The 13,093-nt window shown below is 38.2% G+C and carries 10 protein-coding genes; 4 read left to right on the top strand and 6 right to left on the bottom strand.

The features are described 5' to 3' along the window. Window positions 1–16: 16 nt before the first annotated feature. The 5 genes from IEX65_RS20200 to tilS form a co-directional block, all read right to left on the bottom strand. Window positions 17–2,233, bottom strand: a complete 2,217-nt coding sequence (locus IEX65_RS20200) for a B12-binding domain-containing radical SAM protein (protein ID WP_188768751.1) — start codon at window positions 2,231–2,233, stop codon at window positions 17–19. Window positions 2,234–2,245: 12 nt separating this feature from the next. Beyond that, on the bottom strand, window positions 2,246–3,394 hold the full coding sequence (locus IEX65_RS20195) for a glycoside hydrolase family 26 protein (protein ID WP_188768749.1): 1,149 nt from the start codon (window positions 3,392–3,394) through the stop codon (window positions 2,246–2,248). 87 nt (window positions 3,395–3,481) lie between these two features. Beyond that, complete coding sequence (locus tag IEX65_RS20190) at window positions 3,482–4,552, bottom strand: M42 family metallopeptidase (RefSeq protein WP_188768747.1); 1,071 nt, start codon at window positions 4,550–4,552, stop codon at window positions 3,482–3,484. A 278-nt stretch (window positions 4,553–4,830) separates the two neighbouring features. Further along, a complete protein-coding gene (locus tag IEX65_RS20185) occupies window positions 4,831–7,146 on the bottom strand; it encodes an OmpA family protein (RefSeq protein ID WP_188768746.1) in 2,316 nt (771 codons plus the stop codon). Window positions 7,147–7,414: 268 nt separating this feature from the next. Further along, on the bottom strand, window positions 7,415–8,782 hold the full coding sequence (gene tilS, locus IEX65_RS20180) for a tRNA lysidine(34) synthetase TilS (RefSeq protein WP_188768745.1): 1,368 nt from the start codon (window positions 8,780–8,782) through the stop codon (window positions 7,415–7,417). A gap of 112 nt (window positions 8,783–8,894) precedes the next feature. Between tilS and IEX65_RS20175 the strand changes: the two genes are divergently transcribed. From IEX65_RS20175 to IEX65_RS20160, 4 genes are all read left to right on the top strand, one after another. Continuing rightward, complete coding sequence (locus IEX65_RS20175; protein WP_188768741.1) at window positions 8,895–10,535, top strand: OstA-like protein; 1,641 nt, start codon at window positions 8,895–8,897, stop codon at window positions 10,533–10,535. Between the two features lie 154 nt (window positions 10,536–10,689). Next, window positions 10,690–11,295, top strand: a complete 606-nt coding sequence (locus IEX65_RS20170; RefSeq protein WP_188768739.1) for a T9SS type A sorting domain-containing protein — start codon at window positions 10,690–10,692, stop codon at window positions 11,293–11,295. 100 nt (window positions 11,296–11,395) lie between these two features. Beyond that, window positions 11,396–11,563, top strand: a complete 168-nt coding sequence (locus tag IEX65_RS20165) for a DUF8622 domain-containing protein (RefSeq protein ID WP_188768738.1) — start codon at window positions 11,396–11,398, stop codon at window positions 11,561–11,563. Window positions 11,564–11,656: 93 nt separating this feature from the next. Beyond that, complete coding sequence (locus tag IEX65_RS20160; protein ID WP_188768736.1) at window positions 11,657–12,115, top strand: DUF1569 domain-containing protein; 459 nt, start codon at window positions 11,657–11,659, stop codon at window positions 12,113–12,115. A 56-nt stretch (window positions 12,116–12,171) separates the two neighbouring features. On the opposite strand, the gene IEX65_RS20155 is transcribed toward IEX65_RS20160, so the two are convergent. After that, on the bottom strand, window positions 12,172–13,044 hold the full coding sequence (locus IEX65_RS20155; RefSeq protein ID WP_188768734.1) for an AraC family transcriptional regulator: 873 nt from the start codon (window positions 13,042–13,044) through the stop codon (window positions 12,172–12,174). Between the last annotated feature and the right edge of the window lie 49 nt (window positions 13,045–13,093).

Below are 13,093 nucleotides of genomic sequence, written 5' to 3'. Positions count from 1 at the left end.
TATTGTCGTAAAGAAATCACAACCCCAATAATCCATAATCACGCAGCACATTCACAGGTTTATTGTAGAAAAATAACTCGAAATCTTCAAAACCAGCAGCTTCGTAATCGGCTTTTATTTCTTGAAAAGTATAAACCTTTTTATTTTTTGTAGAAATTTTATCCATCATTTCAACTAACCAATCGCCTTGGGCTTGGTTTAGTTTGATACTGAAAGTTTCTTTTTTATCGTGAAAGGTGAGATTGGCCGTCTGAAAAGTTTGTCCTTTCTTAGTTGTGTTTGTGTAATTTACCAAAGGCTTTTTACCCAACCAAACTACTTTTGAGGTAGGTTTTAGTATGATTTCATCATCTTCCAAAAGTGCATTTTCAATATAATTTTTCGGAACTCTCGTGCGAGGAATCTTAAAATCGAACCATTCTTGTAGCGGGTATTCAAAACAAATGCCGTGCATATAATTGAGCAGAGATTTCTTTAAACCAAAGCTAAAAGCCTCATGGTCAGTGCCTTTTGGGTCGGAGAAAACTAAATCATTATTGGCAAAAGTACCGACTGTATTGCTTGCTTTTTGCACCGAAAACTGCTCGGGATACATTCCAACTGGGCTGTGAACTGTCATGGCAAATTGGTGCCAAAATCCCGATTGTAAAGTGCCAATTTCAAACATCTGCCGTACCATTTCGAGCGAATCAATGGTTTCTTGGGCAGTTTGGGTCGGAAAACCGTACATCAAATAAGCATGAACCATGATTCCTGCTTCGGTGAAATTGCGAGTGACTTGTGCCACTTGTGCCACCGTCACACCTTTTTGAATTAATTCCAGCAATCGGTCAGAGGCAACTTCCAAACCTCCCGAAACAGCAATGCAGCCCGAAGCTTTGAGTAACTGACACAAATCTCGACTAAAACTTTTCTCGAATCGGATATTCGTCCACCAGGTAACGGTTAGTTTGCGGCGTAAAATCTCCAAAGCCAATGCTCGCATCAATGCAGGTGGAGCAGCCTCATCGACAAAATGAAAACCATTTTCACCCGTTTGGGCAATCATTTCTTCCATTCTATCGCAGAGCAGGTTTGCCGCAATGGGCTCATAGATTTTGATATAATCGAGCGAAATATCACAAAAAGTACATTTTCCCCAGTAGCAACCATGAGCCATTGTGAGTTTATTCCAACGGCCATCACTCCACATTCGGTGCATCGGATTGACGATTTCGATAACAGAAATGTATTTATCCAACAGTAAATCGCTATAATCTGGCGTTCCAACTTCTGACTGTTTGTAGTCTTTCAGCAAAGAATTATTTTTATAAACAACTTCTCCATCTTCAAGAATAAAAGTTCGTTTTAATGAGATTGTACTTTCTTGGCTTGAAGATTCTCCTTTAGGGGTTAGGGGCTTTATAATTTCCTCCAACGGAGCTTCGCCATCATCGAGCGATACGTAATCGAAAAATTCAAAAACTCGGGCATCTGATAACGAGCGTAATTCCGTATTAGCAAAACCTCCACCCATTGCAACTTTGGTTGTTGGATAATTTTGTTTGACCCATTGTCCGATTCTAAACGCACTGTAAAGGTTTCCAGGGAACGGCACGGAAATTACCACCAATTTAGGTTGAATTTCAGTTATGCGTTCTGCTAAAATCTTTACCAGAATTTTATCAATATAGCTGTATTCTTGCTGTAAAACGGCATATAATTCATCAAAACTATTGGCCGAACGCCCCAAACGCTCGGCGTAGCGACTAAACCCAAAATGTGGGTCAACGCACTCCATGATGAGGTCAGAAATGTCTTCGAGATAAAGCGTTGCCAAATGTTTGGCTTTGTCTTGCATTCCCATCGAACCAAAAGCCCATTCGAGGTCTTCGAGTTGAGCAAATCGTGATGCTTCGGGAAGGAAATTTTCTTGACAGATTACATGTGAAAGCGTTGGGTTTTTGCCTTGAAGAAATAAAATTACGGCATCAATCGTCTGAATATAATCTTCTTGAAGTGCAATAATCCGCTGAGAATTTTCAGAGAAAACCTCTGCTTTTTGATTGGTAAAACCGAATAGTTCTGTTAAACCCCTTTTAGAAAATAAAGCCAAAATAACCTCAATTCCCAAATCGGCTTGAAAGCATGAAATATTTTTAGTATTTAGAAATCCCTTGATATAGGCCGTTGCTGGATACGGTGTATTCAGTTGGGTAAAAGGGGGAGTTATGGCAAAAACTGTCTTGTTCAAGAAATTAGTATTTTATGGCTGCTTTCGCTCCATTGTCCAAGTATTCGTAATCATTTCATTCCACCAAATACTTATTTTATCATTGGCTTGTATGCGTGAATCTCCCCAATAGGTACCTGATTTTGGTAGGGCAAACATCGGTTGAGTATCAAAGTTCTGATTGATGTAGGCCACAACCTTGATGGTTTGCTTGTTTTTTTCGATAAACTCAAAGAAAGGTTTATACCATTCGTTCCAGATTTGTAGCGGAGTAAGTTTTACTGTTCCTTCGCCTGCCACACCATCCCAATATGGGCTAATATTTTTACGGTAAAGTCCGCTTAGGCTATATCCTTGCGGTGCAGCTTCACAAATCATTACAGGTTTGTTTTTATTGATGGCGTAATAAAGCATTTCGCTGGCCAGACTTTTCTGACTACGTTTATAGACCAAATTTGTGCTATTGCTATATTTAGGAGCAAGTTTTGTCCCTGCTAAATACCACGAAATTCCACAAAAATCAACGTATTTATCGCCTGGGTACCAATCTCCGATATTTTCGATTTTATTTTCCATAATATCGTCAATAGGAGAGGTGCAAGCCTGCCAAACCGAAATCCAGTTTCGAGGAGTTTTGCTTTTCTCGTAATTGATTCTCAAAATATCATGGATTCGTTGATATGCCACAATATATCGGCGGCGGTCTTCGTAGGCCTTGTTCCAGTTTCCGTCAAATTCATAACCGATTCTGAGGTAAAACTTTACTTTTGGATAACTTTTCAAAAAATCAGCCAACTCATTGATTTTTGCATCGTAAGCACCACTCACAAGACTCTGAAGGTTTGTGGCATCATTCATCCAAATGCCCAAAGCCATATCAAACGGAATGTTTTTGGCGTATCGTTTCAGACAAACATCATCTAATACGTTTTTTACACAATTATTGCCTGCACCTTTATTGGTTTGTGATTTAAGGCCGTCTAAGGTAAAAATATCAATATACTGAGTAAGACCAACGGGTAACGGAAAACTACGATAGGTAAGACACTCATCGTTTTTTTCGATATGAAAATAATCGTAAATCGCTTCCTCATCTTGCCCAATAAAAAGGCTTTGAGCCTTTAGATTGAGATGAAAAAATAAGGCAAAAGCAATAAATAATATTTTTTTCTTGTGGGACATTTTTGGGTTTGTTGGCAATTGTAATATTTGTAAGTATAAACCAGTGAGGTAGCATTTTGATAACCTCACTGGTTTGGAAATGTTTTACTATTTGATATAACGAAAATCTTGTCCAGCTTCTAAGCTCAATAAAATCTCGTAATACATATCAATACACGCCTGAATATCATCTTTGTGGCACATTTCAACTGTGGTGTGCATATATTTTTGTGGCAAAGAAATTAGGGCTGATGCTACACCTTCGGCCGAATAAGCAAAAGAATCGGTATCGGTACCCGTCGAGCGACTGGCAGCTGCACGTTGGAATGGAATATTTTTCTCGGTACAAACATCAATCATAAAATTCAATAGATTGTTTTGTACGGCTGGGCCATAAGTAAGCACAGGGCCACGTCCGCAAGCTAAATCTCCGTCAGTTTTTTTGTTGTACATCGGCGATTGAGTATCGTGAATCACATCGCAGCAGATAGCTACATCTGGTTTCAATCTGCGAGAAATCATTTCTGCTCCACGTAAACCAATTTCTTCTTGTACTGCATTGACTACATAAAGCGTGAAAGGCAACGAAATGTTATTTCCTTTGAGTTTACGAGCAACCTCTGCAATGATAAAGCCACCGATGCGGTTATCCAAAGCACGACCCACGTAAAATTTATTGTTTAGCTCCATCAAAGTATCTTCAAATGTAATCACACAACCTACATGGATTCCCATCTCTTCAACTTCGGCTTTTTTTGCAGCACCTACATCAATGAAGATATTTTTTAACGTTGGTTTTTCCTCGGTGGCAGCTTCACGCACGTGGATGGCTGGCCAGCCAAAAACACCTTTAACGATGCCTTTGCGGGTGTGAATATTAACTCGTTTCGAAGGAGCGATTTGGTGGTCAGAACCGCCATTGCGGCGTACATAGATGTAACCGTCTTCGGTAATGTAATTGACAAACCAAGAAATCTCATCAGAGTGAGCTTCGATAACTACTTTGTAAGGTTGACCTGGGTTTATAACACCAACGGCAGTTCCGTAAACATCAATGATTTGCTCGTCGATGTAAGGTTTTAGGTAGTCTAACCAAATTTGTTGACCTGACGACTCAAAGCCTGTCGGTGAGGCATTATTTAGATATTCGTAAAGAAATTCAATGTTTTTTTCTGCCATTTTTCGCTGTATTATGTTTTTCTCAATTTTAACTCAAAAGTAAGGCGATAACACGAAAAAACCTTGTTTTTTCTGAAAAACTGAACTTAATATTGGTCTAAAAACCAAAAAAGCATCGCTCAAAATGGCGATGCTTTTCTCGAATAATAAACCCTAACCCTAAACTATGAAAAAAACTCGGCGGCGAACCGCCTACTACTCTAATTTTATCTTTAACTGAGCTTTGTATGCTCATACGTTTTCTATTGACTGGTGGTCTATCGACCATTGACTTAATTTCAATTCATTCCAACTGCTGAAATATCAAGAATCTTAAACTCTGTACGGCGATTGGCTTGGTGTTGGTCTTCTTTACATTCGGCTTCATCATCACAATTATTGAGCAATTCAGTCTCGCCATAACCTTTGGCTACTACTCGTTTGGTATTGATTCCACGAGCGGCCAGATAATCCAATACGGCTCTGGCTCTGTTGGCCGATAACTTTAAATTGTAAGCATCGCTGGCACGGCTATCGGTATGCGAACGCACCTCGATTCTCATGTTTGGATACTTTTTTAGCATCGGCACAAGTTTTGTTTCCAACTCTTTGGCAGCATCTGGTCTGATGAAATACTGACCAAAATCGTAATAAATGTTTTCGAGTCTGAAAATATCGCCCTGACCAACCAAACCTAAGTTTTGTTCAACTGTTTTTGGACCTTTACGAGTTTGTTTCACTTTTCCCAAACTTTCGGTATTTTCAGCGTAGCGGTCTTTGGCGGCTGTTACCGAATATTCACCCTCTTTCTTAGGTTGGAATTCGTAGCGTCCATCGGCTCCCGTTACAATTTGTTCTTTCGAACCATCTTTGCCATTTTTAAGCGTTACGACTGCCCCTTGAATCGGACGTTGATTTACTTCCGAAACAATTGTTCCTTTGATAATCGGTGCTTTAGATTTCTCTAAATAAATCGTTATCGAAGTCTGATTTTTGAGCGAAGAAGCAAATGTTCCGTAAGAAACACCGTTCGACTCATAGCCTTCTTTCATGGCTTTGAATTCAAAATCAGTACCTGTTTCTAAGCAAACGGTCACTTTTCCGTCAGAACCCGTTACAAAAAGTTCTTTATTTTCGCCATTTTTCGACATTCTTACATCAACTGCCTCCAATGGTTTTTTGCTTCCTGCATCATAAACCAAGATATTCAACTGACGACATCCATGACGGAACGAATACAGATTATCATCGCCATAACCACGCTTGCGGTTTGAACTAAAATATCCGCTCGAACGATTGCCATTGGTAATCAAACCAAAATCATCTTTTTCAGAATTGATTGGTGTGCCGAGGTTTTTTATATCACTTACAGGAATTCCCTCCTTCATTTCCACATAAAATACATCTAAACCACCCAAGCCTTCATGACCATCTGATGAAAAGTATAGATTGCCGTTTTCGTCCATGAAAGGAAACATTTCATTTCCTTCGGTATTGATTTCACGACCTAAATTTACTGGTGAACCCCAATTTCCATCACGGTAATCGACTACATAAATATCTGTTCCACCAAAGCCACCTGGCATATCCGACACAAAATATAATTTGGTATCATCGGGCGATAGGGCAGGGTGTCCGCACGAATAATCATCGCTATTGAAAGGTAATTCTTTTACGCCTCCCCAATGTTTACCGTTTTCGGTAGCCATGTAGAGCTTTAATTTATTTACACCGTCCGAACTCGTGCGACTGCGACCTTTATTGTAATTATTTCTGGTGAAAATTAGTTTTTTGTAATCTTTGAAAAACGTAACTGGTCCTTCGTGATATTTACTATTAAGCGTTTTGCTGAATTGTTCGATTTTAGAAAGCGGCTTCTCTTTTTCTTCGGTTGCCATTGCTTCTAATTTTTCAGAAGCACTAAACGACGAACCCCCACCAACTCCACTGGCTTGTTTCATGGCCACGATATTATCTTTGCGAAGTTCGGCAGTATCGGGAAACATGAATAAATCAAGAAAAGGCGTTTGGTTTTGCATGAAAACCCGCTTAATTGCTCCACCTTCTTCTCTTGCCGAAACAAACACCAAACCATTCTTATAATACATCGGACTGAAATCTGATTGACGAGAGTTCAGTGCGTAGAGATAATCAATCTTATAAGTAGCCGAATCTTGGTAGAAATGACTATTGTCCATGTATGCTACCGTAAAACGACGTCCACGCATATCAGTAGTTTGCTCCTGACCGTAGCGGCTATACATTTTTTGAGATTCTTTATATTTGCCATTATTGGCCAAAGCTTGAGCAAAATACAAATAAATTTCGCTTTCAAGTTCTTTGCTGTATCGGTCAATTAATTCGGCATAAATACGCTCGGCATTGCGAGAATCTTGCACCTTTCGGTAGCTGTATCCGAGTTTCGTGAGAGCCTCTTTCATTTCGGGCGAACCTACTTTGGCTGTACGAAGATAATCTTCGTAATTACGAATGGCTTCGATGTAACTCATGTTCTCAAAACTGCGGTTTGCAGCTTTCAAACGGCCACTTTGAGCGTATGTTTGTTGAGCTATTAGGAAAATGAAAGCCAACAACCAGATATTGTATTTTTTCATGGGTGAAGCACTTTTAAAACTGTCAATTAAATGAGTATAATTCACTGCACGTATGGGTTTTGTATAAGTTTTCTCAAAACTCGTGCCAAATGATAAAGTGTGCCTCTAAAATGATTCAGTGGTGGTGTTTTATTGGGAAGTATAATTTGCTTTGAAATTAAAGAAGGCGGTTTGTAAGTAGTTGATATACAGGAGTATGTGTAAGTATTTTTTGTAGAGTAAGTTTGTGTTTAGAATAAAAAAGGTAAGTGTAGAGGCTAATAAATAGCTACATTATTTCAACCTTTAGTATCTTCTTTGTGGTATCTGTAAGTTTAAATCTATCATCAGCACGTTGGCCAGCTACCCATATAACGGCATCTTGCGAAGTAAGTAGAAATATGTTTTTTTTGAGATTGAGCGAAATCTTTTTATCAATCAAAAAGTCTGAAATTTTCTTTTTTCCTTTCATTCCGAGTGGAATAAACCAATCGCCTTCTTGCCATGTGCGGAATGTAATTGGGAACATTATTTTATCGAAATCAGCAAAAAGAATGGTATTGTTTCTTTCAAATTTTGAATCAATTTCTTCGATATTCAAGACTGTAAATCTTAATTTTTTATCTAAAAACTCGAAAGATTGTTCAGTATTTAATGAGTCATTATTTATCTGTAAACAAAGCCCCTCCTTATCGGGGAGGGGTTGTGGCGGCAGCCATTGCTGAGGGGCTGTAATCACCAACTCTTCTCTATCTTTCAAAAGTGTAAAATTTTCAGCATGAAATACTTTTCCTGAAAGCCCATCAAGTGAATTAAAAATCTCTTTCGATTGAAAATAATTAAAACCAAATTCTTTTAATAACTCTTCCAGATAATAATTGGCTGATTGCCAGTATCTTATATTCGCAATTTTCAAGAAAAAAACACCGTTTTCTTCACGCATGACCGTTGCCTTGAAATGACTGAGATTCTTACGAAAATCAGCTTCGAGCGATTGAAAGCGTTCGAGGTTTCGGGCAAAAGTTTCGTCAAGATTTGGATTGATTTTTTTCAATAAAGGCACAACCTGATTCCGAATCAAATTTCGCTGATAATCATTTGAGGCATTGCTGCTATCTTCTCGCCAAGATAATTTTTTTTTAGCTACATAAGCATCAATTTCTTGTCGAGAAGCAAATAACATCGGACGAATGATATGCCCTTTTTTTGCCGAAATTCCCTTCAAACCCGAAATTCCAGTGCCTTTTGTAAGATTAAGCAATACAGTTTCGATGCTATCGTTGAGATGATGAGCCGTTGCGATATAATCAAAGTTCAATTCTTTTCGTAAGCTTTCAAACCATTCATAGCGAAGCGTACGAGCCGCCATTTCAATCGAGATTTTGTTTTTCTTGGCGTAAGCTTTTGTATCGAAGGTTTTTGTGTGAAAAACTACGTTGTTTTCTTTGCAAAGATTTTCTACGAAAAGTTGGTCTTCGTCTGAGTCTCTTCCTCTTAGTTGGAAGTTGCAATGGGCAACGGCGAACAGGATGTTCGCCCCACAGAAGAGGTCAAGCATTGCTACCGAATCTTTGCCTCCACTGACCGTAAGCAAGACTTTTTCCGAAGGCTCGAATAATTTTTGCTCGTTAATATATGTTAAGAAGGCATGAAGCATGAAAGCAATTACGTAATTTTGTGAACAAAATTAGAAGTTTCAATCGAAGATGATTAAAAATATTATAAAAAAGTGCCATTTCAGCTTAACATCTACCAACTTTTACACGAAGTTGGGGCTTATTGTATTTGGACTTTTGATGATAGAGAGTGCTACTTACGCCCAAAAACCACTTAATCCGCCACCACCACCGCCTTCGGGTTCACGAATTAATTTGCTAAGTGCAGATAGTTTGGTGGGGGTCAATCAGTTGCCTTATTATACTCGACAGTTTTTGGGAAATGTATCTTTTCAGCATCGAGGGGCAATTTTGTATTGCCAAAGTGCCACGCAGAATGAAACGACAAATACGCTGGAGGCTTATGGTAAAATCAGAATCGTGCAGGGTGATACGCTCACCATTACGGGTGATACGCTTTATTATGATGGTAATACTCGTTTCGCTCGTGTGTTGGGAAAGAAAGTAGTTTTGACCGATAAAAAAGTAAGTCTAACGACTCGTGTGGTAGAATATGATATTCAGAAAAATCGTGCATATTACCCAGTTCGAGGCGTAATTGTGCAAGATTCAAGTGTTTTGAAAAGTGAAAAGGGTTTTTATAATACTCGAAGTAAGATTTTTAATTATAAAGAAAACGTCGAAATCACCAATCCGAAATACACCATCACGTCGGATAGTTTGCAGTATAATGCCCGAACAAAAATGGCACTTTTCAAAGCTCCGACGCTTATCAAAAGTAAGGATGGCGATATTGTAGCCAATGCTGGAAGTACCTACAATACTCAAACCCAACAGTCGAATTTTAAAGGCCGCTCGAAAATTGTTAATGAAGATTATACGCTCACGGGTGATACGCTGAGTTTCGACCAAAAGACCGAATCTGGTTTTGCGAGAGGGAACGTAGAATTAGTCTCTAAAAAAGACAAAGTTATTTTGAATGGAAAAGTTGGCGTGCGTGATGGCAAAACGGGCTTCACAAAAATCATGGGAAATGCCCTCATGCGTAATACTGCCGAGCGAGATACGCTCTATTTGAGTGCTGACACACTTTATGCTTACGAGCGAAAAGATAGTTTAGTAGCCAAAACCGATACCGTAAAGCAAGCCCAAAAAGAAGAGAAAAGCACCGCCGCCAAAATGGAAAAATTGTTGGCGTTTGGACACGTAAAAGTTTATCGCTCAGACATCCAAAGTCGCTGTGATTCACTGCTTTATGATTTAAAAGACTCGGTGATTCATTTTTTCTCGAAACCAATTATTTGGAGCGACAAAAATCAATCCGAAGCCGATACAATTCACGTATATATGAAAAATAACAAAGTCAGCCGAATGTACATGATTAACAATGGCTTTGTGATTGCAAAAGACACGGCACTAAATTTTAATCAGATTAAGGGTCGGAAGATTACCGCATCGTTCAATGCTCAGACACGTATAGATAATGTCGTGGTTGAAGGTAACGGCGAAAGTATTTATTACGCACTTGATGACAAAAATAAACTAATTGGAGTCAATCGAGTCGAGTGTAGTAAGATGAATATGAAGTTTAAGGAAAACCAAGTAAACCGAATTTCATTCTTAGGGCGTCCTGATGCCAAGCTCGTTCCTCCTGCCGAATTAACCAACGATGGCAACCGTTTAGATGGTTTTAATTGGCGAGAAGAGGAAAGACCAACTAAAGCTGAGATACTTGGCGTGAAATTTGTAGATAAAAAAGTAGATGTAAAACCTGTTTTAGAAGCCAAAAAGTAGTCGAACGAAAAAAAGTTTAGTTTTATTGCAACCTTTCGGCCTAAAAATGAGTCTTATACATAAAATAAAGTTTTGATTTTAATATCATTCTCGTATATTTGTAGTATCCCTAATAATATACGTGCTAAAATAAAAAAATTACAGTAGAGTTTCTATGGTTAAAAATTTACAAAAATATTTATCAGTACTGATTGGAGTTGTTATCTTATCCAACGCTGCCCTTGCTCAAGTTGAGAAAGGAAAGTCTCGTTTGGATATAGGTAAGAAGCCAACAACCACTGCTAAATCGGCTCTTCCAAAAACGGCGTTTGTGAGCAAACCAATGCCTTCGGAAGTAAGATTAAATAAGCCGTCAGTGGTAAATCAGTACTTCCGTGATGCCTTGTTGAACGGTTCGTCGAAACCGGTGATTACCAAAACTTCAAACTCTGAAATTCCTGCAACTAACGATAGAAGTATTGGTGGTAATGAAAATAACGACAAATTGTATGTAAGCGATAAATTGACGGTATCGAATATTTATCCAAATCCTGCTAACGATTATGCAACGGTTGATTATGTGATTACAGGCAGCGTAAACGAGGCAAGTATGTCGTTTTATAATTTGCTCGGACACGAAGTTGCGAATTATGAATTAGATAAATTTGACCGTAAGTTGAAAGTGCAAACAACAAACTGGGATTCAGGTATTTACTTGTATCAGTTAGTAGTAGATGGTAAAAAAGTAGTGACAAAAAAGCTTTTGGTTAGACATAACTGAGAACTTAAATAATATTCTAAAAATCGAGTAATTGCTTGTTTATCAAGTATATGCTCGATTTTTTGTTTTAAATGGGTTAATGTTTTATACAAAGTTATTGATGAAAACGAAAGTTTGTGAGTTGTGTAAAATGGAAGAAACCACGCTTTACCGAGTTCAAATAAAGAAAGGTAAAATATGGATTTTTGTCTGTGAATCATGTTGCAATAAGTCAAAAAACTTACCCGATTACCGTTATGGCGGTACGTGGAAAGGATACCGACATTAGTTTAAATTTGACCTTGGATAATTCTGTGATTTTATTTTCAGATAAAACAGCTAATATTTACAGCATCGTACACCTATAAACACAAAATAGAAAATGGCATTACCTAACATCTTTACAAAATCAGTTTCAGAAGAAATCATTGGGCGAATCAATGCACTTACACCAAGCACACAAGGCAAGTGGGGAAAAATGAGTGTGTCTCAGATGCTGGCTCATTGCAGTGTATCGTATGAGTTGATTTATGAGAATAGACACCCCAAACCGAATGCCTTTATGAAATTCATCTTAAAATTATTGGTGAAAAATAAAGTGGTAAGTGAGGAGCCATATCCACAAAATGGGCAAACTGCTCCACAATTTGTGGTGAAGGAAGATAAAGATTTTGAGATTGAAAAGAACCGTTTAATAAATTATATTAGAAAAACTCAAGAGTTAGGCGAAAACTATTTCGACGGTAAAGAATCGCATTCATTTGGAGCGTTGAACATTACCGAATGGAATAATATGTTTTATAAACACCTTAATCATCATCTGACTCAGTTTGGAGTTTAAACTAAAACGACATTTTTCTGAGAAAGCGTATTGATATGTTCAGTACGCTTTCTTGCTCAATTGTTAGTCAAACGTTGGCGTTCTCGGCGATAATTCATGGGAGTTGTGTGCATAATCTCTTTGAAAACTCTATTGAAAAATGATTGATTTCCATAGCCTGATTCGTAGGCGATGAGTTCGATACTTTTATCTGAAAAAGACAGAGCTTTGCAGGCTTGCGTAATGCGGTATTCGTTCAGCACTTGTTTGAAGGTCTTTTGGGTGTGTTTTTGAAAAAAACGACAAAATGAAGAATCGGTTAGATGCAGTAAATCGGCTAAGGTTTGGCTACTGATATTTTCAGAGTAATGATTGGTAATATATTCAAAAACTTTGTCTATTCGTTCGGCTTGCTGAGAATTGATATGTCCCGATACAACGCCTAATACTTCATAATTTGCTCTCGAAAGCTCGTCGAGAACTTCTATGAACGTCAACCATTGTTTCAACGAGTGGCTTTGTGGTAATGTCTGAAATTTATTCCTAAAAACATTTTCAGCGGTCGAAAGTGGCAACACAATGCCTTCTTGGGAGACTTTTATGAGTTGACCTACTTTTTCAAATTCTGGAAATTGCGTCAATAAAATATTCAATTGTTCGGGCGTAATTTGTAGAACATATTCTTCGTAATGCTCGCTTTCAAAGCCCAAATCAAAGCTTTTGTGCGGAATATTTGAATTAAGTAAAATCACTACGCCATCCTCGTAGGCATATTCTTTATTTCCGATATAAAGCTGACCTTTTCCGTGCGGCACACAAACCAATTCTATTTCGGGATGAAAGTGCCATGATTTCATCGAACAAGTTCGGGTTTGAATATTATGATACACCCGCAGCGATAAACCCTGTGAGGGCTGAACCACTTCTAAAAAAGGTTTTTTAGACTTCATTTGCTTATTGATACTAATATATGATAAAGATAAGACAAATTGGTGTTAG

This window comes from Emticicia aquatilis, from assembly GCF_014644295.1.
GTDB classification, from domain to species: domain Bacteria; phylum Bacteroidota; class Bacteroidia; order Cytophagales; family Spirosomataceae; genus Emticicia; species Emticicia aquatilis.
Note: the sequence above shows the minus strand (reverse complement) of the source record. Positions and strands in the feature narration are given on the sequence as shown.